26 protein-coding genes and 1 pseudogene are annotated in these 23943 nt (G+C 35.8%); all 27 read right to left on the bottom strand.

Annotation, left to right across the window (positions count from 1 at the left end):
- Positions 1 to 178 precede the first annotated feature (178 nt).
- Positions 179 to 907, bottom strand: a complete 729-nt coding sequence (locus IGL23_RS13840; RefSeq protein ID WP_002368105.1) for a hypothetical protein — start codon at positions 905 to 907, stop codon at positions 179 to 181.
- A 649-nt stretch (positions 908 to 1556) separates the two neighbouring features.
- Positions 1557 to 2816 carry a PcfJ domain-containing protein gene (locus IGL23_RS13835; RefSeq protein ID WP_002368103.1) on the bottom strand — a complete coding sequence of 420 codons (1260 nt, stop codon included), beginning with the start codon at positions 2814 to 2816 and terminating at the stop codon, positions 1557 to 1559.
- Positions 2816 to 3595 (bottom strand): Cas9 inhibitor AcrIIA9 family protein, encoded by a 780-nt coding sequence (locus IGL23_RS13830; protein ID WP_002368102.1) that lies wholly within the window; start codon positions 3593 to 3595, stop codon positions 2816 to 2818. Before IGL23_RS13830 ends, IGL23_RS13835 begins: the two co-directional genes overlap by 1 nt.
- A gap of 230 nt (positions 3596 to 3825) precedes the next feature.
- Positions 3826 to 4017: a DpnD/PcfM family protein gene (locus tag IGL23_RS13825; RefSeq protein WP_002401572.1), complete on the bottom strand. Its 192-nt coding sequence runs from the start codon at positions 4015 to 4017 to the stop codon at positions 3826 to 3828.
- A complete protein-coding gene (locus IGL23_RS13820) occupies positions 4002 to 4187 on the bottom strand; it encodes a hypothetical protein (protein WP_002368099.1) in 186 nt (61 codons plus the stop codon). The genes IGL23_RS13825 and IGL23_RS13820 overlap by 16 nt, the downstream gene beginning before the upstream one ends.
- A gap of 802 nt (positions 4188 to 4989) precedes the next feature.
- On the bottom strand, positions 4990 to 5265 hold the full coding sequence (locus IGL23_RS13815; protein ID WP_002360769.1) for a type II toxin-antitoxin system YafQ family toxin: 276 nt from the start codon (positions 5263 to 5265) through the stop codon (positions 4990 to 4992).
- Positions 5258 to 5524, bottom strand: a complete 267-nt coding sequence (locus IGL23_RS13810) for a type II toxin-antitoxin system RelB/DinJ family antitoxin (RefSeq protein WP_002369771.1) — start codon at positions 5522 to 5524, stop codon at positions 5258 to 5260. Before IGL23_RS13810 ends, IGL23_RS13815 begins: the two co-directional genes overlap by 8 nt.
- A gap of 110 nt (positions 5525 to 5634) precedes the next feature.
- A complete protein-coding gene (locus IGL23_RS13805) occupies positions 5635 to 6219 on the bottom strand; it encodes a thermonuclease family protein (RefSeq protein ID WP_002368095.1) in 585 nt (194 codons plus the stop codon).
- A 23-nt stretch (positions 6220 to 6242) separates the two neighbouring features.
- Positions 6243 to 6659, bottom strand: a complete 417-nt coding sequence (locus IGL23_RS13800; RefSeq protein ID WP_002368093.1) for a single-stranded DNA-binding protein — start codon at positions 6657 to 6659, stop codon at positions 6243 to 6245.
- Between the two features lie 97 nt (positions 6660 to 6756).
- Positions 6757 to 7251 (bottom strand): J domain-containing protein, encoded by a 495-nt coding sequence (locus IGL23_RS13795; RefSeq protein WP_002368092.1) that lies wholly within the window; start codon positions 7249 to 7251, stop codon positions 6757 to 6759.
- Between the two features lie 32 nt (positions 7252 to 7283).
- Complete coding sequence (locus IGL23_RS13790) at positions 7284 to 7550, bottom strand: hypothetical protein (RefSeq protein WP_002368091.1); 267 nt, start codon at positions 7548 to 7550, stop codon at positions 7284 to 7286.
- A 591-nt stretch (positions 7551 to 8141) separates the two neighbouring features.
- Positions 8142 to 8630, bottom strand: a complete 489-nt coding sequence (locus IGL23_RS13785) for a hypothetical protein (RefSeq protein ID WP_002412099.1) — start codon at positions 8628 to 8630, stop codon at positions 8142 to 8144.
- A gap of 5 nt (positions 8631 to 8635) precedes the next feature.
- A complete protein-coding gene (locus tag IGL23_RS13780) occupies positions 8636 to 9421 on the bottom strand; it encodes a winged helix-turn-helix domain-containing protein (protein WP_000803546.1) in 786 nt (261 codons plus the stop codon).
- 521 nt (positions 9422 to 9942) lie between these two features.
- Positions 9943 to 12201, bottom strand: coding sequence for a type IV secretory system conjugative DNA transfer family protein (locus tag IGL23_RS13775; protein WP_001161872.1), 2259 nt, complete (start codon positions 12199 to 12201; stop codon positions 9943 to 9945).
- The gene (locus tag IGL23_RS13770) at positions 12188 to 14533 is read right to left on the bottom strand and encodes a CD3337/EF1877 family mobilome membrane protein (protein WP_010714819.1); all 2346 of its coding nucleotides are present in this window, start codon (positions 14531 to 14533) and stop codon (positions 12188 to 12190) included. Before IGL23_RS13770 ends, IGL23_RS13775 begins: the two co-directional genes overlap by 14 nt.
- 11 nt (positions 14534 to 14544) lie before the next feature.
- The gene (locus tag IGL23_RS13765) at positions 14545 to 14949 is read right to left on the bottom strand and encodes a hypothetical protein (protein ID WP_002387766.1); all 405 of its coding nucleotides are present in this window, start codon (positions 14947 to 14949) and stop codon (positions 14545 to 14547) included.
- Positions 14906 to 17398: an ATP-binding protein gene (locus IGL23_RS13760; protein WP_430619697.1), complete on the bottom strand. Its 2493-nt coding sequence runs from the start codon at positions 17396 to 17398 to the stop codon at positions 14906 to 14908. The genes IGL23_RS13765 and IGL23_RS13760 overlap by 44 nt, the downstream gene beginning before the upstream one ends.
- Positions 17399 to 17502: 104 nt before the next feature.
- A complete protein-coding gene (gene ssb / locus IGL23_RS13755; RefSeq protein ID WP_002402196.1) occupies positions 17503 to 17961 on the bottom strand; it encodes a single-stranded DNA-binding protein in 459 nt (152 codons plus the stop codon).
- 89 nt (positions 17962 to 18050) lie between these two features.
- A complete protein-coding gene (locus tag IGL23_RS13750) occupies positions 18051 to 18533 on the bottom strand; it encodes a hypothetical protein (RefSeq protein ID WP_002360790.1) in 483 nt (160 codons plus the stop codon).
- 31 nt (positions 18534 to 18564) lie between these two features.
- Positions 18565 to 18954 (bottom strand): TcpE family conjugal transfer membrane protein, encoded by a 390-nt coding sequence (locus IGL23_RS13745; RefSeq protein ID WP_002360791.1) that lies wholly within the window; start codon positions 18952 to 18954, stop codon positions 18565 to 18567.
- Positions 18954 to 19229, bottom strand: coding sequence for a hypothetical protein (locus IGL23_RS13740; protein WP_002360793.1), 276 nt, complete (start codon positions 19227 to 19229; stop codon positions 18954 to 18956). Before IGL23_RS13740 ends, IGL23_RS13745 begins: the two co-directional genes overlap by 1 nt.
- Positions 19219 to 20253 carry a conjugal transfer protein gene (locus IGL23_RS13735; RefSeq protein ID WP_142429546.1) on the bottom strand — a complete coding sequence of 345 codons (1035 nt, stop codon included), beginning with the start codon at positions 20251 to 20253 and terminating at the stop codon, positions 19219 to 19221. Before IGL23_RS13735 ends, IGL23_RS13740 begins: the two co-directional genes overlap by 11 nt.
- On the bottom strand, positions 20246 to 20560 hold the full coding sequence (locus IGL23_RS13730) for a hypothetical protein (protein ID WP_002360796.1): 315 nt from the start codon (positions 20558 to 20560) through the stop codon (positions 20246 to 20248). The genes IGL23_RS13735 and IGL23_RS13730 overlap by 8 nt, the downstream gene beginning before the upstream one ends.
- Entirely contained in the window at positions 20560 to 20976 is a 417-nt protein-coding gene (locus IGL23_RS13725; protein WP_002401419.1) for a thioredoxin domain-containing protein, read from the bottom strand. The genes IGL23_RS13730 and IGL23_RS13725 overlap by 1 nt, the downstream gene beginning before the upstream one ends.
- Entirely contained in the window at positions 20960 to 21577 is a 618-nt protein-coding gene (locus tag IGL23_RS13720; protein WP_002409352.1) for a hypothetical protein, read from the bottom strand. Before IGL23_RS13720 ends, IGL23_RS13725 begins: the two co-directional genes overlap by 17 nt.
- Before the next feature lie 2 nt (positions 21578 to 21579).
- Positions 21580 to 21714, bottom strand: a pseudogene (locus tag IGL23_RS13715) (CHAP domain-containing protein); the annotation flags it as partial.
- Between the two features lie 132 nt (positions 21715 to 21846).
- Positions 21847 to 23781, bottom strand: a complete 1935-nt coding sequence (gene ltrA, locus IGL23_RS13710) for a group II intron reverse transcriptase/maturase (protein WP_002367922.1) — start codon at positions 23779 to 23781, stop codon at positions 21847 to 21849.
- Positions 23782 to 23943 lie beyond the last annotated feature (162 nt).

Below are 23943 nucleotides of genomic sequence, written 5' to 3'. Positions count from 1 at the left end.
CTCCAAAAGCAATATTTTTTTTAATTCGTTACTGTTAGATAATTGTTCTATTCTATGAGTGGCAATGAATCCTTGCCATAACTCCATTGTTATGGCAGGAACCCATTGAATATTTTTCTAAGGTACGCTATACTTATTCATGACTATAAATAGTTAACGTCCTAGAAATCTTTTGTCTTCAGCAAAAGGTTTCTTTTTTTCTGCTTTCAGCTGCAGGATCTAATAACTTACTGATAAATTCCTTATCTGCATCTGTACAAGCCGGATAATAGTTAGAAATGAAGAATTCTCCATTTTCGTCAATTTCTAGTGCTACTTTTCGCAACCCTTTAACGAAATAGAATATTGGTTTTTTCTTCCACTGCGTCACTGCACCGCTTTCTATCAGCTCTTTTGTTCTCTCACTCACCACCTTGTTTTCATCAGCTTCCTTCATTTGTTCCAGGGTCGCAATTTTATTTTTTAGTTTCGTGATTACTGCGCCGAACGTTCTCGCTTTGATTGCTGGTTTTGTCTTGTTATAGGCTTTTGCTTTTTCGTTAGCCTTTTCAAGCTCTTTTAGTTCATTTTTAAAGTAATCAATGTTATTGACACTTGTTTTTGCGCCAACCGTCGCATAACTTGATTTACCGACCACATGAACGTCTTTGATTAGCTCGTTTTTTTCCTTAAAATCTTCTACCTTTTCCAGCATTTCCACTCTTTTTTCTTGTTTTTCTTGTTCCTTCAGTAATTTAATTGCACGATCATGATAGCCATTTACTTTCTTATAAATGTCCCCACGGCCAATAATGTTAGGCTGTCCAAAAGGGATACGGTCATGTTCCGCCCTGATTAAGTGGTGCATTTCTTCGCTTTCTCTTTTTAGTCGTTGCAATTTTCCTTGTGCTTGTTCAAGTCTAGTCATTTTTATTCGCTTCTTTCTGTTTTTTATTTTTTTCAAAACTCATTTTTTTTGAAGATTTAGGAAGGGGTGCTTCTTTTGAACTTCGTTGGTTCGGTATTTTTCTGTGGTCCTCTCCTTTCTTTGTTTGCTGTTATGATCCATTTCTTCAGTGAGTTTGAGGTTTTGGGTGCGCAGAGAACAGACATCAGACACAAAGAAAACACAAGGGCGAGCTTGCTCGTGCATTTTACCCTTGTGTTTTCGACTGGCTGTTGTATGATTCGCAAGTACACAAGGCCGGCTCACTGAAGAAATGATAACCGCAAGAAGGGGCCGAGTGACAGAAAAATGCCATAGAACCAACGCCTTTTTTCTGTAGCAGTGAAACTGCTTCAGAAAAAACTTAAATCTGCGGAACGCTTCCTTGTGGTCTCACAAGGAACAACTCGTGTCAATGTCCTTTTCCGTTAAGCGAGGAACGAGTAGGAAAAGAGAAACGTTCACCAGTCGGAACGAATGGGAATAGAACGTTTAATTGACTCGTGTTGAGTGCAGCAGAAAATCCATTGGTTTTGGAGCAAGGGCGACTGCACCGCCGCGGAACAATGGATTTTGTCCTAGATTTCGGTTAGGAATGCTAAGAACGGTCTTTTCTTAGCATTCCTAACGTTTAATCTTTAATGACCTTGACCCATTTGTCTACCGCTTGTTTCAATTCATCTGGTACCTTTTGTCGATTCTTCTTTCCTTGTAACTGAACAACCCTATTGTAGTTGTACTCTAATGTGAAATAAGATTTTTGAGGGTTCTTCTTCTCTCTTACGAAGATAATCGTTGTTTCTCCCTTTGCGTGTCTGCTTATATAGCTTGCTACGCAATGGTTTAGTGCTTTTCCTTCTTTTTTTATGTCGTTTGCTCGTTTAGGTAACACAAATGTGTACCCATCAATATCTCGTTCATACTTCCTTAGTTGTTTCAAACGTTCATTTATTTCTTTATCCCTTTTTTCATAGTTCAACTGATTAATTCTATCTACTGCACAATCGTGTGCGACTTCTAAATCTGGCGGTAACTGATTACGTTTGTTTATTTCTATTTTTAGGAGCGTTAACATATTGAGGTAGTCTTGATAATACTTAAATGACTTTCCTTGCTTTACTAACCAATTCTGAAACTTAACAGCGCCAATCTCATTTGGAAAATCGGATATGTCGCTCTTTAATACGTATTTTTCAATCCCTTTTACCATTGGTATGTTTAAGCTTTCAAATGTTTGTTTTAGCTGTATCTCTTTTAGACTATTGTCTGTATTCTTTAAAAATGTTTTGTACTTCCTTAAACAGTTCTTTGTAAGTATTCGCATGTCTACTGCACCACTCATAACATCATATGCTAATTTATGAGCATTTATTTTCTGAGCAAATTCTATCAAGGTTCTATATTTGTACGTGGTAGCTAAATTATCAACGTTTAATCGCTCTAAATTTAGATATTTCAACTCTGACACACGTTCTAAACGCTTTTTCCATTCATTAGGATATAAGGCTATGCCCATATTGTAACCATAATATACAGGTAAACATATCTTTCCAATCTTGATATGTTGATTATTTGAAAATATTTCAATACATTCTAGCTGTTCACGAAAACATTGCACTCCATTTTCATACTCTGAAATAACTTTGTAGGTCTGTACTTCAATTCGCTTACTTGTACTTAGTATAATCTGAAAACAACTGCTTGAATCATAAAAGGTCAATCGAGAGTTCTTTCTCAATTTTTTCTCAATTATCCAATCGTGTTTTCTTGTTGAAGAAACAATGGTTTCATTTTTATTTTTCCATACATATGTCCGAAAAGAAGAGTAGCACCATTCAAAGAACGCTCTTGGCGGTTGTAATTTATTCTCTACATAGTCAGTAGTATTCATTAAAAATCTTCCCCCTCAAACAAATCTATTTCGTTATTATTCTTGGTTTCTACTGGTGTTGGTCGCTGTATTTTTTGATTGATATAATCGCTTTTTATTGTCGCTTGTATTTTTGGCTTATCCGTTGGCAGTTCGTCAAGCGTATAATATTCTCTAACCCAGTTAAAAACAGTAATATGACTAGCCATTGCCCCGTTGCCATTACGTATTTCATAGGCCTTTTGAGTGCAGTAAGCTTCCGCCCCTTTCAATGTTCTATTTTCCTTTAAAATACCAACCAAAAGGTCTTTATCGGTTTGTTGGCATAGCCAGTCGTGAATGGCTTCTAGTCTATTGTTAGGTTCGGTTTCTAGTTCTTTTAACATCTTTTCCAGTGCTTGCTCTTGTATAGTCAATTGACTAGTTAAGTAAAAGCGTTCATAAGAAAGTCTGTCGCTAATTACTAGCCACTTGTATTTCGTCCCTTTATCTATCGTTTCATCAATGGTTAGATAAAGGGACGAGTAGTTACCGTCAGGGTCTTTAATCGCAACGGTTGCTTGTTCTGGTAGCTTTTCAAGATAAGAAAGTAATGTCACGACTGGATAAAGGGCTACTTCATAATTAGGATAGAAACATAAAAATTGAAAGTCGTTTCCGTTCTTTTCTATCTTGTCCTTTTTGAATGCTACACTTATATAGCCTTGTGTGTCGTCAAAAATAGTGGTTGCTAGATTTTGATTGTATTGTTTGAGTGCGTGTGTTAATTCTTTTACAGTTTGTATATTTTGAAAATCCATAACGTTCCCTCGTTTCTTTTGTTAGTCCAACCTCTTATGAATAAGAGGTTGGGGGAAATTCACTTGTCAAAGGTCATGAGATACGTTATACTTGAATTACAAATTTATTCAGGTATAACTACCAATTTTTTAGAAATCTTTTGTTAGTGGCAAAAGGTTTCTTTTTTTGTGCTTTTTTCGTGGATATAATTCAATACCTCTAAAATATCTTTTTCACCTCTTTCGTTGTTTTAAATGATAAATTCTGTTGTTTCGTGATTCTCTTCTGTTAAGATTATTTCTTGGTCGTAATACATGTTAGAAACTAATTCATGTGCTTGTTCTTCGCTTTCTGCATAAACATATACAGCTACCTCTAAGGTTTCAACAATTGTCACACAGTATTTTTTCTTTTTTTCAGCCATTCTTACACGTCCTTCCATTCAATGTGGTTCAACAAAAATGATAGTTGGTTTAAACGGTCATTGGCATTTTTTAAACAACCATAATTTAATAACAGCGTGACAGTATCATTTTCATTGATTGCTTGGCTTAATTTTTGGTATTCCAGTTGTGCCTTTTCTAGGTCAAGTTTTAATTGTAGCTCATTCATTTTAACCACCTCCTTTCAGGTTTTTGGGTTTTGAACAACCATTTTTGTTAGGCGTTTGAGGAAGTGAAGCTGGACGGTCAAAAATTCCTTTTCGTCAAACGGTGTAGTCTACCCCCTTTTTCGTTTTTGTTTAGGTTGTTCATTTTCGCCAGTGTGTTCGTGTCGCTCGCTGTGCCGTGGAAGGACCATAGACATAAAGAAAAAACAAGGGCGAGCTTGCTCGTTTATATACCCTTGTTTTTTCGACTGGCTGTGGTACTGTAGCAAACAGTGAGCAGCGCGTTACACACTGCAAAATGAACGGCCTGAAAACGAAAAAGGTCGCGTGACACTGTTCTGACATCAGAAAAGGGATTTTTGACCGGAACGCCCTTGACTTTGTTTTCTAGTAGGTATGAAATACCTACTAGAAATGTTAATCACTGCGGAACGCTTCCTTGTGATCCCACAAGGAACAACTCGTGTCAATGGCCTTTTCCGTTAAGCGAGGAACGAGTAGGAAAAGGAAACGTTCCCCAATCGAAACGAATGGGTAGAGAACGTTTAATTGACTCGTGTTGAGTGCAGCAGTTAATCCGTTGGTTTTGGAGCAAGGGCTACCGCACCGCCGCGGAACAACGGATTCATTCCCTTTTCCCGAACTAAAAAAGGCGCACGTCTATAATAGATTGTTGCGCCCTAGTCTTGCATGATTATTTTTTATTGTGTTAAAATTGCTTAGTACAATCGCATAATCAAAAAACACTACTATTCGTCTGGTCGTTTAGTAGTGTTTTTTATTGATTTGTAATATCTTTCCGATTCATCGAAATAATTCACTATGTGAGCCTATTCGGGCTAAAGTTAGGATCAATTTATCACCGTCAATTTTATAAATCAGTAACCAATCTGGTTCAATATGGCACTCTCGTGTACCTATATAATTTCCTGTTAGTGCATGGTCTTTATACTTTGGCGGCAATGTTTGCTGTTCTTGTAAAAGTACTAATACTTCTTTTAATTTCTCTAAATTCTTTCCTTGTTTCTTTGCTTTCTTAAAGTCTTTTTTGAATTGGTTCGTGTAAAATATTTCAAGCATTTAAATCCTCCATTAAATCCTCCACGGAAGAAAATCCACCATGAACATTTCCTTCTTTAATGTCTTTTAATGCTTGTAGAGTCTCTTTGTTTCCCTTATTAATCATAAAAGGAATTGCTTGCTCATTAATAGACTGTTTTAAGAAAATCGTAATTGCACTTGTCATATTTAACCCTAAATCATCAAATAATTGTTCTGCTTCTTCTTTTAAATTTTCATCAACATTTACATGTATAGGTTTCTTTTTTGTAGTAGCCACCTTTACCCCTCCTTTATGTATATAATTATAACACATTATGTTGTTAACAACAACATAATGTGTTATAATTTCTCGCCAAAAACTTTCAATAATTCATAGCGATTTCTTATTTATTTACTAAACCCCCGTTGTGTCACATAACCTGGTATGCTCCAGATTCCGAGTGACTCATTTTTAGCCTGTTCTTGGGCTTGCTCTAGTTCTGACAAATATTTAGTGTTAGGTTCTTTTATATAGGCCACACGTGCTAAACCTTCACTCACAAGTGTTTTTTGTAGTAATGTTCCATCTACAAAAATATAACCCAACGCTCGGCCGTAGCGATCTGTTTTATCGCCTTGATCATATTCAAAAGTAATTTCTGAAGCATTAGACAAAAGCTCTTTTGTACGTTTGCTAGCTTCCAATCCGAACGGCTGAACTTTTGTTTTCGGTTTCACAGTCTCGGGTGTGTCAATTAATAAAAACCGAACTTTTTGTTCTTTTCCGTCAATTTTTAATACTGTGGTATCGCCATCCACGTGCCTAACAAAATCAGCTGGTATACGTTGATCGTTTGAAATAGTTTGAGTAACATTTTCAGTAACTTCTTTTACACTATCCTGTGCTTTTTGTTCAAGACTTGCGCATCCTGATAATAAAAAAGTGGCTACTGCTGTAAGCAGCAGCCACTTTTTACCGATTAACTTTTTCATTTTCTCCCTCCTTCAGATAAATTTTAATGATAAGCAGGCGGTTCCATATCATCCATACCATAAAACGGTTCGGCGTTCGCCATTTCTGGCATTTGTTGTTTTTGTTCTCTATTTTGTACAGTTTCTTTTGATTCTAAAAATTCAAAGCCTGCTACGACTAATTCTGTAACATAATGCGTTTGTCCTTGTTGATCATCATAAGAACGTGATTGTAATTCACCATTTACTGCAATTAATGAACCTTTTTGCGTATATTTTGCTAACACCTCTGCAGGTTTCCCCCAGATTACACATTGAATAAAAGTCGTTTGGGCATTCCCGTCTTTATCAAGTCTTTCTCTTTTGCAAGCTAATGCAAAATTAGCAACGGCCTTCCCTGTTGACGTTACTCTTAGTTCTGAACTTTTTGTTAATCTTCCTACTGCACTTGTTTTAATCATTTTTGATTCCTTCTTTCTTTTTTATTTGGTCGTCCAAAGAGGTAAAACCTCTTTGGACGTAGAACCTAATTTTTTCCTAATGTAATTCAATTCCTATTTACGCTGTTAATGTCTTTTGTTTGACTTGTTCTTCTTTCACTACCTGCGAACCATACATATTGCGAATATCGCTCATATCGTATTTTTTCTTACTACGTTTTTTATATCCATCAGGGGCTAAATACCAGGACTTTTTGTTGTTGCTCCATTTCATATTTAAAGCTTTTAACTCTTCTTTATAAGGCTTTGTGTTCCCTGATACCCATAAGAATGCGCCTATCACTTCAATTGAAACATTTTCCATTTTTAGCGTTAACAACTTGTGTATGATTTCTTGCCATTCTTGCGGTGTTTCTGTCGTTTCTTTTTGGTAGTACTCACCTTCTTTATTTTTGTGTGTATTTTTAAGCTTATCGAACAACGCTTCATACTCGTTATTTATTTGCGCCATTTCTTTATCAGTACCGCCCATGTCAGGGTGGTACTTTAAAGCTAGCTTTTTATATACGCGTTTCAATTCTTCTAATGTCGTTACATCTTTGATAAATTTCATGCTAATCGCCCTTTCTGATTGTTGCTGAACAGCTAAGCTGCCCAGCGTTCCAATTTTTCAATTGATTTTTTATCATTTTCAAGGTCGGCTTTTGTGTACCATGCTGGTAACTCTTTATCAGAAAATAGACTGTAGATAAATTCTAAGATTTCCATGCTTTCTCTAGCTTTAACAGCTGATTCACATTGATTAACGTAATATCTTACATCTTGTCTAAGTCTATCGACATAAGAATAATGAAACGTTTTGTTTCCTTCTACCATTTTTTTAAATCTGTTTTTTTCTTTTGTTGTTAGCATTTTGCTTTCCTTCTTTCATTTTTTATATTCAAACAACCAATAAATAAATATGTTTTTGTCAACGCTTTTCCAACCAACCTTTTCGGTTGAGAGAGTGAGGCGCCGGGTGTTAGGGGTGCAACCCCTAAGGTTTGATTAGGCTCGTTTTTAGACGAAGGCCTGTTTGTTTGATTTCGCTTTTCAGTTTTCAAAGGTCAGAGGGGAAATTCTGGTTAGATTCCCTTTTCGTATATCGGTCGTTCGGCATAACCGACTAGAAAACATGTTCTGTCGGAGGACAAGGGTCGGCTTGCCGATGCCACTTGCCCTTGACCTCCGACAGGTTATGTTTTAGGTTATACTCGCCGAGTGACTGATATACGATTAGGGAATATTAGAAATTACACGGCTGTGAGAACTGATAAATCAAACACACTAGCCCTTCCTAAAAACGGGCCTAATTCAGACGCATGGTTTTTGCGTCTGAATCACTACGTCGGTTCTCCGACGTAGAAAAAAGAACGAAGCTTGACTTCGTTCTTTTCCTCTCTTAGGTGAGCGTATGCGAACTCAACCAATCTATTGGTGTTCTTCTGAAAGAAGAAAAGCTTGTTAATCATATTCTACGTGCTTTTTTACTTCATGTAAGCAGCTACTTAAAATTATCAAGTAGTTTATTAATACTTCAAATTTCTCGACATAAATTTCAGGAATAGTGACACAATACCTGTTAAAATTAACGCAGCGAATTTTTTCAAAATTTAAGTTAAAAGGTGTTCCATAGAAAATAGTAATTAACTTTTTTAAAGACAATAAGTCATTAATAAAAATTGGGACAGCTTCTTTAGAAATACCATATGTTCCATCATGATAAATAGTGATTTCTACATCTCCTAAAATACATAAATTTTCATTATCTAGCGTTAATCGAAAAGATCTTACAATTGTTTTTGCAAGTGTAACAGGTTGCCACCAAATGACATGCCATCGTCTTTTGCTTATGGGAATAAGTCCTGTTTCATCATCCAGACAGCCTAATTTTTTTAACTCTCTTTCGTAACCGGCTAGCTTCTTGTTGAATTCTTTCTCTATTCTTCTCATGAAACTCACTCCCAATTAATGAATTTATCTTTTTCTAGTAATCGTTTCAATTCACTTTCAAATTCTTCAGCTGAAAAAACATGCAATCGATCAAACACTTCTTTGTACTCGTCCCCTTCTTTGTCAATAAAATATTCTTTAAACATATCAAGTTCTTCTTTAATGATTGAACTAGGTGTTACATAAATTAAGCGTGCATCTTCATAATTTTTTAAATGTTTAATGTATTTCGGAAACACACCCTGACTATAACGTCGTTTTGTTTTTAGTGTTAATTCTATTTCAAATTGCCACTCTACTTCTCGTCCAATACTATCCAAAAACATAAAAATGAAGTCAGGAACAAAGTATTTTACGCCTTTTTGATTTTTCTTCTCGTCCTTTACTTCATATACTTTTCGACGTTCTGATACTACCGCCTTAAGGTGCGGGTGCTTATTACAAAGTTCCAACATTTTTATCAGATAATCATTAATTTGTAAGTGGTGTTGTAAATTGTATTCAGGAACTTTTGGCAAGGTGTAGTACCCACCAATGTAATTATGCCCTTCTTTTGTTAGGTAATAGAACGTGTGCATTCCATTTTTTGATCGGGCAATTAATCCATCTGTTTTTAATAAATTTAAGTGCTTATAAACTGTGCTTTCTGCTGATAACCGTTCAATTTGGAAAAAGTCAATTAATTGTTGAACTGAGATAACTCTTAATTCATGGAGTAGACATAAAATAATTAGCCTTGTTTTATCTTTCTTAGTGTAATCAATGTAATAGTTATATAGTAATGGTTTCAAAATATCACCGCATTTCTATAAAAAGTACAAATAGGCAAAGCCTATTTGTTTCATTGAAAAAGAGTTTCGGAACAACGTGTAGAAATTCTTTTTCAGCTTTTAAGTCCTCCAAGTTTTGGTGGAGGATTTAGGAGGTTGTTGCTTTGGGCGATAGTCCCTTCAAGGTTTGGTGAAGGGGCGTCTATCGCAAGGGGTAGTTGTTAATCTTTTGAACTTTATCTTTTGAACTTTTTTCTTTAATTTTTATTACTTCTATCACCTTACTCATTCTATTTTTTTACTCTATTCTGTTTGTCCTCGGCGCTTGGTATTTTTTTCGTAGTTGCAAAATTCCTGACCATTTTCGCTTAATGGGGGTTTTAACCCACGTTGAGCGAAAATGGTCAGGAATTTTGCAGGCGGAGAAAGCCTTTTATACCAAGCGCCGAGGACCGCTCTCCTAGATTTTTTATTCTATACCTACTCTATACTTACTCTACGCTTACTCTATGGCTACTCTCGTTTTTCATTTGCTATTTCTTCTAAATCTTACTATTATTTTTAAGCCAATTTAATGCGTTTCGCACGTAAACTTTCTGTGGTGGAAGGTTTACATTTTCTGCTGTACGATAAATAATAAACTCCCCTGTACGCAATTCTTTTATCTTGTTTGGACTAATTTTGAAGCGATCTACATTACGTTTGGTTCCTCTATCTCCTGACCAATCAGATTTTCCAACATCTGAATAGCCATCTTCTTGTTCCGTAACTGAAGTTACATCAATGTCTTGGTACGTTCCCATTGTTTCACTCCAATACTCGGCTTCACCTTTTTCGTTGGTCTTTCCAATGAACAAAGTATTAACATTTCCGACAAGTTGTTCCATTAATTTATCGCCTAATTTTGCAATATCTGCCATCGTTTGAGGGGTGAAAATACCGTAAACACCTGCACCTCTACCTTTATTTACCATATCAATAAACGTTTCATTTAGATAAGAAGCAGGTTCATCAAAAATCACAAGGACTTCACGTTTCACATTTTTTCGATACATTTCAGAAGCAAAATAATTTACGTCTCCGACTAACATTTGCGCTAAAGTGCGGATATATTCTTTGTAAATCAATCCATTGAACGATACGTAAACTAACTTTCGTTGATTGACAATTTCTTGCACATCGAGAACATTTTTTGCGTTTTTAGTATCAAATAATTTTCCTAACTCACTGTCCAATAACATGTTAATGTTTGTCTGTAATGCTTCTGATGTGGCATACAAATAAAACGGTGAATCTTTATGTTCATAACGAATAAATAATCGTTCGAACAATTTTTGTTTGATATTTTCTCCTGTTTCTTTGTCTGTTGGCAAATATCTTAGGTTTCGTTTTAGTAATAAATAGTACGAGTCTAAATCTAATGTTTCTGGATTAAGGACAATCGTTTCCGTTTCTTTTTGTGCTATTCCTAGTTGGGAAATGTTTCTAAATTTACTGTTCTTAATTTGTGAATCTTCCTCTTTTTCTTCTTTATCAAGGTCTGAATCAGGCAGTATCTCGCTTCCTTCTTTCACTGATTTTTTCTTAGGTTTTTGTATTTTCTTTTCTACTTCAATCTCAAATAGTTTGGGATTGTTTGGTAAAATCGCATCCGCAAATAAGTGTAAAACATTTCTCGGAAGTAAAAATCGTTGAACAAATGGTAGACTTCGTTCAACGGTTTCTGTCGTACGAGTGTCTCCAGATAAAGTAACCTTGGCTCCTTTAAACTCGTCTAACAATTGAATTGTTACTTGCAAAAGAGCTTTCGCTGCGCCTGAATAAAAGACACTTTCTGTTTCGGCTAAAGACACTAACTTATCTCGAATAGATATGTCATTTCCATGCTCTACTGGGTTGTATCTCATATCGCCATCATCCGTAAAAGCATGCACTTCTTTGTCATAAAATTTGGCAATTTCTCGCATACTTTCTAATGTATCTCGAGCGCCTTTTCCATCAATCAATATCACCGGAAAATTAAATTTGACTGCGTGTTGGACAAGTAATTGAAGTAACGTTGTTTTCCCTGAACCTGTCGTTGCGGGAACAAGAACATGCTGATTGAACTCTGAAAAGTTGATGATATACGGCAACCCGAACTCACTTGTACCAAGCAATAATTGATTGGATAGTTCTTTATACTTGTCAATATCAACCGTTTCTACTGCTTCTTCATACGCTTCTTCTTGTTCATCTGTGAAGCGTTGCGACTCTTCAAATTTATTTTTTTCTCGGTCTTTGTAGGCTTTTGATTCGGTTATTTTCTTCCGTTCGTCTTCCTTTGAAATCACTTTTCGTTTTGCCACAAATGAAGAAAATGCCAAAAAAATGGCTCCCATTCCACTTGACCCAATAAGTAAAGCGACTATTGTCTCCCAATTAAAACGCAGTGCTGTATGAAGAAGATTTAAGGGGAAAAGAAGATACGCAGACAGATACCCTCTGGGAATCCAGAGGATAAATGCAAAGACATTTATTACAAATAACACAGCTGAAAAACTAAGAAAGACAATACTATTTCGTTTCAAAAAACTCTCATAATCCATATCAAATACGTTTGCAGCCTTGTCTTTTTTATCAACCGCTAGACCAATTAGTAATGGAATACTGCCTAAAATCGCAAAAGGATATAAAAGAACTCCGACTAATCCAAAGACTAGTCGGAGTTGGTGGTAGCGAGTCATTTTTTGTTGTTCTTGCCCTATTGGCGGTTTCTTTGGTTGTAGCAACCCATTGTTAAACAAATTATTTCCTTGCACGAGGTTGTCTCACTCCTTTAGGTTTGTTTGTTATCTTCTGTGTACCAGGTTTCTTGCGTTCTCTGCGAACAACTGGTGGTTGTTTAGTTTTCTTTTCTTTCTTAATGATTGGCGTATTATGTCTATTCATACGTGTGATTGGCTCATTTACCTTGGATTGTACACGTTGTGGTGTAGAATGCGTTTGAGGTACATCAACTTGCGTTACTTGCTTCACTTGATCCATTTTTTTTCGTACTTCTGGACGTCGATAGGCAGGATTACTTCCCAACGTTCCACCACTCCGTTTGACCGTTTGGGCCGCTACTTTTGGTTGGATATTTTGACGAGTCGTTGGTTGTCCTGTTCGTCTTGGACTACGAGCAACCACTTGCTTTTTCATATCTTTTGGTTTATTTGTTGGTTGAAGTACTTTTTCTCCTTGTCGTTTCATAAGTGTTTGATGACCTGTTTCGCGTTTTTTACTTCGCTGTCCAGTACGCCGATTTTGATTTCTTAAAGCTGTTAAATTGGTTGATTCGTCGCTTTGATCATTAATTTTTTTAAGTGATTTCTGTTTTTTCAATCGATCTTTTTCATATTCTTTTTGACGAGCTGATTCTTGTTGCTGCCGTTTGAGTTGTTCTTCAGATTTCTGTTCTTGCATACGTCCTTTTTCGTGCGCTTGTCTTAATCCTTCTTGTGCTTTTTCGATAGCATTTGGCGCTTTATGTTGAGGCCTTGGCTTCAACTCACGGCGTAGTGCACTACGTTTTTCTTGTTCTTTATTTAATGGTCGTTGTTTTAAGCCAGTTTCTGCTTTACCATGTTTCCTTGCTTCTTCTTGACGTTTTTTAATAGCTGCTTTACGTTCTTCTTGTGCCTGTTTCCTGCGCTCCTTATTCTCTTGCTTTTGTTCTTTTGCCGCTCTACGCATATTAGCTTCTGTGCCAAAAGGATTTCCGATAAACCCGACACCATCAGAAAGTGAAACACGGCCCGTGACAAGATTAGCAAAGAATTTCCGGAAGACATACAAGCCAAGCGGTGTAAGAAGATAAATAAGTATCGTTAATATCTTCTGCCACACGTTTTCTGTCTGATTGCTTAATTGAAAACCTAGTGATAAGAAACTTGCAAAGAAAATAGTCGCAAAACCAACCATTCCCTTCATAAAAATAGTCATGCCAAAGGTTTTAAAGTAATTCGCAAAGACGTTGGTTTCAGTTAAAAAGAGTCCTGCGAACAACAATAACGGTAACAACGGCAATAGGAACAATTGAATGACAGCAATAATTAATCGTAAGAAACTTAACAGAAAATACACCACTGTTTGAATGAAGTTAACTACCAGGTAAAACAAACCATAAAAAGTATTGGTCCAGTTGTTATAATACATAATTGATCGGTTCTTTAAGTCTTTACTTTCGTAATTTACAACTTCTTCCATTAACTTATCATTTTCTTCGCTATTCATATCGTTGTCTAACAATAAGTTGATTCGATCATATTCTTTGTCTTTATACTTCACTGTTTTCTTACGGATTTTATTAACATCACTTGTTCCGTAGTTCATGAGCAAGTAAGGTTCATACACATTGGTGTAAAAAACACGTGAAGCAATTAAATTTCCTGCACTTTTTGCTCGTTGATCTGCAGATAATTTTTGCTCTACTTCATTTCCGTTCTTATCTTTTCCTTTCTCTGTCATTGGTACACTAACATCACCTAAGACCGGATTAATATTCACAAATGCAGTCTCAACTTCTTTATCTACACTAAACATCATATCAAACAAAGAATTGGACGTGTTGGCATCTTTTAGGACGGAAAGACCCGTAAAAATAAGAATCGTCATTAAAAAAATACCAAAAAACCGTTTGTATCGTTGTTGTCCAATAAATTTTACACCTAAAATAACAAAGACAAAGGCAATACCAATCGTTCCCGCAATGCCCAACATGTTAGTTGCTATGCTAGACGTTAGGTTCATAATCGGTTGCTTAATAGCAGTTATAATATCCATACTAAATAGTGTTTTTACCATAACTGCATTAAACTCTCCGAGTCCTTTTACCATTGACCAGACAAAAGTCTTTATTGTCGCAGAAGCATTTGTGATGGCTTCATTAAAACCCGTTACAGATTCTTTCTCTTTTTCTTTAGTCATTAACTCAAAAGCATTGTCTTTGTAAGTATCATAAATTGTATCTACATTAGTAGTTGGCTCTGTAACAATAACTTTATTTTCATCAGGTTTAGGTGCTGCATTAACAGATGTAGTTTGTGTAACAACAAAAAAACAGCCTACTAGAAACAGTAAGGCTGTTTTAATTAATAATTTCTTGTTCAAGGTATCACCTCTTATTTTTCTTTGACTTTTTCAAGAGATATTGTGTTTTTCCCATAATTAGCAGTTATTTTCCCATTCTTTTCTTTTACATCAGAAAATATATTTTTGCCTATATTACTTATATCTATAGTCAATTTTTCTTCCTTATCATTGTAACTGTATGTTCCGCTATAGCTTGACCCAGACTCTAATAAACTAACTTCTCCATCTTTATAAAAAGTGAATTGAGTTGACACACCAAAACCCGTTCCTTCCCATTTACCACCATCGGCAGTCAATATCTTTTTCATATCTGATCCACAACCTGACAACAATAACAAGCCGACTAAGGCAATAAAAGGTAGTACTTTTTTCATGCTCACTTCTCCTTTTTTATGATCCTTGTTCCATTGCCAACGCCATTTGAGTAGCTTCATCCTCTTTATTAGTAGACGAAACGGCCATTAACCAACTATCGAATAAAACATCAATTGCAATAGGCTGGCTACGCCCTCGATGGTCTTGGAATAAACAAGTCCCTGATTTTAGTTCATTAATTAACTGAATATTTGCTGGGTTCGTATCCATACCAAAAAATTCTAAAACTTTTTTCTGTGCTTCTTTTTGGTTTGGCCGGAACGCAAATTTATAAGACAATAGTTCTTTTTTATCTTCTTTATCATAATCCATAAACGCTTGTGTGACAAGGTATATATCGGTCATGTTCGCACGTCCTTGGCGTAAACTTCCTTCAATTAGAAAACGTCCTTGGGCCGTGTCTTCAAATCCTTTCGCTTCATCGAAAATAATCGCAGCATCTTCAGTTTTATCTGTAGAGAAGATCGTTGTCATTTTCATAATAACTTCCATAATTGACATGCCTGCGATTTGTTCATTGTTTAATCGTCCGCTGTCTATTTCCGCTTGTGTAGGGATTTTAAGCCCCTGGGTACCTAAGACATTGATTTGATTTTCAAAGCGAATAGGTTCACTGTAATCGTTCCCTAAAAGAATTTTACCTAACCCAACATTGTGGCCAGAGATTAAATTGGCTAATTTAGGGTCTTTTTCGCGAATAACCTCGATTACTTTCGTTAGGTGTTTTTTCCCTTTACCTTTCATCACCGCATTGACAGAATCTAAAATTAGCGTCTTCTTGTCACTTGCAGTGTGACTGTCTGTCGTAACTTCACCAAAATTTTCTAACACGTTTCGTGCGGTTTGAATAGCTTCTTCTCTTGGCAGAAATAGCAATGGATCTAACATTCCCCGATACTTTTCTTCACTTGATAACGAAACAAAGTTAATGCGTTGATACAAAGCTTTAAATTCTGGAATATGTCCGAATTTATCTAATGCTCGTTTGAAAAAAAGGACGGTTTCATTTTTAGGATCAATATAAAGTATTTTTTGTCCTAAAAACGTTAACCACAAGAAAATGTACTTAACAAGTACTGACTTTCCTTGCCCAGGTGGGCCAATGATTAGCGTATTCCCATTTGTATATTGTGCGCCTTCTATGGCTTTTTTAGTCAAGTTTGGGAAAAACCATACGATTTTGCTTGATAAAGAAAGTGCCTGTTGTACGGACTTGAATTTTTTAGCAGTTATGACACGACCTAGAGGCATGCCATAGCGGTTACCAATTTCTTTTTCTAAATCCATTCCAAGGTCCGCTACATAACCTGTTGAAACAACATGCTCATAGCTTTTAAATTGACTCTTAGCGCCAATTAAACACTGATTAAACAATGTTAATTGGTCGACTAGCGGACGATACAACTTGTAGTCTGTACCGTCCAAAACAAATTCGAGTTCTTTTATTTTCTCTTCTAATGCTTGTTTACTATCGGCTGAAAGTACAAACGTTGTCGTCATACGACACAATCGTCGTTCTTTACTACGTATCTTTTTACTTAGTTCGTGCAATCGCTCTTCACCAAATAAAATCACTTCGTCTTCGTCTAAAATACCGTCAACTTGTGTTTGCTCTTTGTCCTGTTCATAGATTCTTTTACGACGTTTGTGTACATCGCGTTTATCTTTATCTGGGTGGCGAAATGTAACCTTGACATGGGTTTCAATCGTGGTACTCAAACTATCCTGCAAGTTTTGTATAATCGCACTTCCAAACATACTCGTTGGCAAACTGATCAACGATAAAAAAGCAAGGTAATGTGTTTTATCCAATTGTTCAATAGTCATATATCCCGTGTTATTTTCAATAATCCCCTCCGTCATTTCTTCCGGAAGTAACGTTCGTTCAGGTAAACGGGTATTTGCACGGTGAAAGAAATAATAAAACAATCGACCTATGGTTCTTGGATCCATGCGTTCCACATTTTTAAAATTTGATAAGTCTTTGTAAATCTTGTTTTCTAATCCTTGATATGCGCGATAAAGTTGGCTAACTGGTACATGAACCCCTGTTAAAGCATTGATTGCCTTACGTCCAACTTCCTTGAACAATTCTATATACTCCATAGGATTAGCAACTTGTATAGGTGCGGTAAAACGAATGAACAAATACGTACTATATTTATTCATTTGGACTTCGTCTTTTAGAATATCACCCGCTTGTCGGAAATAGGTTTCTCCTAAATCCGCAAAGCTTCCCTTTACCAGGTTATCGATTGTCGCTTCAATCTGTTCGTCGAGATCAAAGTATTCTGGAATATTCATAAAATGGTAGTCGAACGTGTCTTGCTCGAATACGCCTTTTCCGTCCTCTATGTATTCCTTGAAAAAGTCTAAATTATTCAAAGGAAATACTTGGTGTGCAAGTTTATAACCTACCCACACGTCGTTAGAGGTTGTAAAAAGAAAATTATTCGTAATGGCTTCAATTGGAAAGTCTAAGCGCGGCTCTTTACTTTTTAATGGCACCTTATCAACTCCTTTCTTTGCAATCACTATTTTTTTACACTTGTACAAAAAAAAGACGAGTGATCTGTTCACTCGTCCTTTGTTGTTTATTCACTTATAAATCATTAAAACGGCAGGTCATTATCAGAAATATCCACTATGCTATTTTCTGGCGAAAATGGATCCAGAGGATCAGGTTTATCCGTTGACTGTTTATCAAACGTAGCTTTACCTGTAGCCTGTTCTTTTCGTTGCTCGTTTACTTCTCTTGATTCTAATAGTTGGAAGCTTTCTGTGACAACCTCAGTTACATAAATACGCTGGCCTTGTTGATTCTCATAGTTTCTTGTTTGAATGCGACCAGTTAAACCGATCAGAGTCCCTTTTGTTGCATAATTTGCTAATGACTCTGCAGCTTTCCGCCAAATAACACAGTTGATAAAATCTGCTTCCCTTTCATTGTTAGCATTGGTAAAGTTGCGATTAATGGCCAACGTAAATTGACCTACGGCTGTTCCACTTTGCGTATACCTTAAATCTGGGTCTTTGGTTAATCGTCCAACTAATGTAACGTTATTAATCAAGATATTTACCTCCTACTCATGTAGTTGTATTTTTTGTTACTACTTTTGTAAATAAGGCTTCTTTATGGTTTCTAACCATTATAGCATGCTTAGTCCATCCGTTCACTTATCCTATCTAAATAAACACGCCCATCATCACCAATTATTTCGGTTACTTTATCCTTTAAATATTTGCAATTACAACTTCTGTATTCTTTAATTAACTGCCCCAGTTCCCTTAAATTTTTTGCTTTAGCTTTGACGGATAAAGTAGCCTTATGACCTACTTTATTTAATTCATTAATGGTTATATAAAATGACGTGTTAACAAACAATTCTTTTAGCTTTTGTAAATCTTCTTCGCTCTCACAATCAAAAGATAAATCCTCGTTTGTAACAACATAAGTCCCGTTTGACCAAACTTCTATACATAAACTGTCGTCAACAGTATCGTTATACTTATTCTCGTATAATTCATACGATTTCAGAATCAAGTTTCTATACTTAACAGCTACATCCTCGGTGTAATCTTCTACAGTTCCTAAAGACTCTAAAAATTTTGTCACAGCTTCAATTCTTTTATCCACCTTCATCCCTCACAATCTCTTTGTAAACACTTTACTGTTATTTTCTAACTTTGTATTGGACTTTTTCTTTATGGAATTGGACAAGTAGCCCATGTTCATATCTTTTTTTCTTTTGATACAAGAAGTTTCCTCGACCAATTAGATAATCAAGAAAGCTCTTATTATCCCATTTTAAAGAAAAGAGCGTCCACACAAGGACGCCCACTCCTACTATAAGAATCAACCAAAAATTGGCAATAATTGTGGTAAAAAAATTGATTTTAGCGACAAATGAAATAATCGCGAATATCAATAAGAGAATAAGGATACCAATACCTACAAAAATTTGTTCCAATCGAATGCCGTTTGGCGCAAAAGGCAATGCTACCCCTTTGATACTGTAAATCTTGTGAGGTTGTTTAAATTCTCGTGTGTAATTATATTCCATCAAAATCGCCAACCTTTTATTGGGAAAATAAAGCCGGCATTTGGTTTGAAAATTAAGTCTTTCAACCAGGTACCAATTTTTTCAGCATCTTTTAACACTAAAACCAACGCGATTAAAATTAAGATTAAGCAGACTGTCGCAATTCCTCGTGCGGCCCCTTGTGTTGCAACCGCTACAACTAAGGATACCAGTCCTAAAATCACCAATAGTATAATCACCTGTGAGGAAATATTATTTGCTAAACCAGATAAATCAAACATATTCTTACACTCCATTCATTTTTTTAATAAAATAACTATCTTTTGTTGCTTCAATTTGTAATGAGAAGTTAGACGTTAGCGGACTTTTCCCTTCATAACTGAATTGGTAGGTTCCTCGAACATCATAGACCCCTTGTCCTGTTTCTCTTAGACTTGTAATATCTACTTTTTCTAGCGTCGCATGTTCTAGTCCTTTTACATTGGCAATTAGTCCTAACTTTTCATCATTTTTTACATATAATTCAAAGAAACGATTGGTAAATTCCGTTAGTTTTTTTGTTTCTTCTTCATTGACTTCTTTTCCTTTAGGTATAAAACGTTGCTCGTCATACACAACTTTGTTACTCTCACTTGTCTTCGCTAAATTCATTAACGTTGGTCTATCAAGTAACTTCAGTTCATTTTCTGCATAACTAACAGGCAAAATCACTTGCACTTGGCGCCATTCTTTCCCTTCAGTAAAACGGACATCATAGTACAAGCTGTAAAGTGATTCTTTATAATCAACTGTTTCTAATCGAATAAAGCGTACATTTCGTGCAACGCGGTCATCATTTGTCTTATCAAGACCTAAATCTTCTGCACGCAATCCAGCAGCTAAATAAGGGGTTATTTGCGCTTCCCAGTACTCTTTTCCTTCTAATTTTGAGGACACTGTAAATAAGCGATCCACAAGTTTCATTCCGTCATATTTCAATTGATCACTTGCAGCTACGCCTTTATTCACGCTTTCAATAATTTCCTCACGATTTACTTGCTTTTGCATCGCAAGCCTTGTAAGCGTGTTTAATCGTCCAAAACTCATTAATAAAAATAAGCTTATCAAGAAAAATAAAAGGAAAAACACCATTGAGTAAATACTTTTCGCCGAACGTGGCGAAAAACGAATGGTTCGAGAATTTTCTGGTTCTTTCTCTTTCTTCCTGAAGATTGCTCGGATTATTTGAACCACTGAAGAAACACGTGTCTCTTTCCTCACTTTTTCTTTCTGGGCTTGCTTCCCTGCTTGCGGATTGAATACAGCCTTTTTGTTACTCATCTTTTAAAATCCCGTAACGTTGAATTAACGATTGGGGGACTTTACTTTCTACGACAACCTCGTTTACCACCATGCCTGCACCTTCTAAAAAAGCTAATGCTTCTTTATAAGCGGTCTTAGACGTCTTGGTGGCCTTTTCTAATTCGTCGTAAAATATCCGAGCGCCTGTTTGATACTGCTTATTATGCACCCGCCATAAGATAAATAGCGCCGTTTGAATCGCTGGGCGTTCATAAGCATAATTTTTAGCAATACGTTCCGTATTTTCTACGGCTGTCTCCTTTTCATTCACATGATTTTCGTGCATTAATCTTCACTTCTTTCGTCGTTATTTTCAGCAATTAATTGCTGAATTTTTCTCGTATCTGTTCCTACGTATCTTCTTTTCGGTGTAACAAATGTTGGTACTTTTTCCAACGTATATGTCTTTATATAGTGACGGTTTTTAGGTTGATTTAAATTGATAAATACAATGTTGTTTTCGCCCTGGTCCTCTTCGTAAACCGTCGGATAGACCTTTTGACAATCAGCACACGTATCTTTGTAAAAAAATAAGACACGTGTTTCATTGTCTGCTAAAACTACGGCCGCTCGCTCCTTTTCCTGATTGAGCATTGCCTTTTCATTTTGTTTTACCATAAATAAAAAGAGGCTTATCCCCCCTAAAACAAGCATTAAACTAATAAGCGTTGTAATTCGTACTTTTTTACTGATTTTCCTCACCTAAATTCTCAATGGTTGTAAATTTCTTGCTTTCTTCATTGAAAGTTACCTTATAAATAAAATTTCCACGTTGCGCTTGGCTTCCTGCGATTCGAACTGAATATTCTAGCCGGACCAATGCTGTTTTTTCTTTTCCTGTATCTTTTTGTGTGGTTCGATAAATTTCAGGTGCCTTATCTAATTGAGAAACGGTCACAACACTAGGAACAACTTTATCTGCATCCCTTGGGAATACCCCGGATAGCCCTTGCTCTGTCGCATAAACAGTTGCTTTTTCTTTTCTTTTAGCGACTGTTTGTTCTTTATTGCTAGAATCATAGTCAAACACAAGTGAAAATAAGGCATTCACTGCTTTTGTTAATGGCTCATTAACAGGATCTTCTTTTTCATCCAATAATTGTTCAATTTTTCTCGATAAATCATTCAATTGTCCGTTTTTTTCTTCTAAAGTTTTCTTTAGGACTTGCTGCTCTTTCTCTTTTTGATTTTTTATTTGTGCATTTTCTTTTTTCTCATTGAAATAACCGCCTCCTAAAGTGGTCAGTAAAACAAGTAAAAGAACGATCACTAGTGGTTGTGCTTGCTTTAAACGCTCCCTCATTGCTACGCTCCCTTTCCTTGAATAAAATCAATTTGTTCAACCGTTGCTCTGTCTAATACTCGCCATGAACGCGTACCAGAGCCTTGATTAATAACATTTGCTTCACTCACAAGAATACTGCCGTCAGAATTGACATACTATAACGATAGGTAAGTCTTTGAAATAATCTCCAACTTTTCCCCCGTTCCACACCGTGCGTGCGACTTTCACCGCACACGGCGTTCCATCAAATTTATTTTGTAATCATTTAGCTTAATCTTTTAACTTTTTTAGAAAAGTGTTAATTGCTCATATTTGGGCATCTGTTCGCATAATGGAAGAATGATTGTTTTATTTACAAGCTTTCTAAGTTTATTTACTTTATTTACTTGTGAATCTGACAATTTATTCCAATAAATATACTCTCTTATTTTTACTTCATCGGTACAATGCACCAATTTATGCATTTCTTTTGAAAGTAAAATCAAATTTTTATATGAATCGTCTTTACTTTCTGACCATAGTTTCTTGTGGTGACAATGCATATCGTCAAGAAATAATTCGTTACCTGTAATAGCACACTTTCCTTTTTGCGCAATGAATAACGAAATTCGGTTATCATTATATTCAATGGTTGCTCTTTCATTAATAATTGGATGTTCTCGTAACCATTGGACTTTCCATTCTGCTACAGATTGTTGATTTTTGTGTACAAGTATACGACCTTCAGGCGTGTATTTATTAAGAGTTTTATTTCTCCCTTTGATTGTTTTTGTTCTTACAAATCCTATTGGAAGAATGGGATAGTTTACTAGATATTGAATTCTTTTTGATTCCATATAAGGTAGAATCCCTTTATCATGTCCCTTGTAATTTCCCTTTTTGGTCAATCCTTTATTTCTGAATCGGTTGTAAAAACTTCTATGCAGTTGTGACCCTATCGATTCAAAATCCTTGGATACATGTGTTGCCACGTTGTAATAATTATGAATGCCTATAACCATACTGTTGTATTTTTGGATTTCTCTAATAGTAGTGATTTTACTTTTCTTTCTTTGGATCCGTTTAATTTGATCCTTTAGTTGTCGTTTGATTCTCTTTCTTGCCTTTAGGGCAACGTGAGAGTAACAGACGAACCGATGGTTCTTTTTGACCATTTTCAATGTAATCCCTAAGAATTCACTACTTTTCTTTTTCAAGTTTGTTACTTTCGACTTTTCTTCTGAGATTGGTAGCCTTAATCGTTCTTTCAGCCACATTTTCGTGGCACGGAAGAGTCTTTCAGCCTCCTGTCGATTCTTACAAAACAACTTAAAATCATCTGCATACCTTACGATATACACTTCTTTTAGAGTCGTTGATGAACGAAGTTTTCTGTAATCATGTGATTTATGTCTTGTTCCCTTTGAGTTAAATTGTGGAACAAGCTCGCTACATTCTCGTTCTTCCCATTGCCTGGCAATCCACCAATCAAACTCGTTTAAACAAATATTTGATAAAAGTGGGGAGAGTATTCCTCCTTGGGGTGTTCCCTTAGTTGGAAATTTAATAGTGCCATCTGGTAGAACGATGGGTGCTTTTAACATTTTCCTGATAATAACTAAAAGCTGTTTATCTCGAATTCCTAATGTCCAAATTTGTCGCATTAGTTTCACATGATTCACTTCATCGAAAAATCCTTGAATATCAATATCTACTACATATTGCATATGACTTTTATTGATTCTATACATACAGTCAGCTATGGCGTTATCTGTAGACCTTAAGGGTCGAAATCCATAACTATGTTTATTAAACTTGGCTTCGCAAATTGGTTCTAATACTTGTAAAATACATTGCTGAGCGATTCTGTCCCAAATTGAAGGAATCCCTAAGGGTCTAGTTTTCCCGTTCGGTTTGGGAATTTCTACTCTTCTGACTTTTCTAGGTTTGTAGAAATTGAATCTATTTCGAACTTTTCCAATAAACTCTGATTGAGATAGTTTTTCAATGTCTTTTACGGTTACTCCATCGATTCCTTTTGTTGTGCTCCCTCCGTTCCTTTTTATGGTTCGGTAGGCTAACAAAATGTTATCTGTTGAGATAATTATCCCCATTAAATTCTTGAAAATTTTACCTTCATTACTTTTATTGAACAGTTCGTCATAAATTTCAATCATGCCATAATATTCTGCATATCTTAACTTATTATTTTTGGGCGTTTTTTCTAAAAGGTTTTGATTCATGGTTTATCACTCCTCTCGTCAGATTCGTGACCTTTTGAGTCTTACTAGAATCCATGAGTTGTGATTAAGTTTCTTACAAAATAAACTTGACTTGTGGCTGTTCCTCCAGTTTCATTACAAAACCTTCAACGGTCGTGCCACTACTCTCACTAGAATTATGGA

It is taken from the genome of Enterococcus sp. MSG3299 (assembly GCF_050555765.1).
GTDB classification, from domain to species: Bacteria; Bacillota; Bacilli; order Lactobacillales; family Enterococcaceae; genus Enterococcus; species Enterococcus faecalis.
The sequence above is the reverse complement of the archived record's forward strand: the minus strand, read 5'-3'. Positions and strand labels throughout refer to the sequence as shown.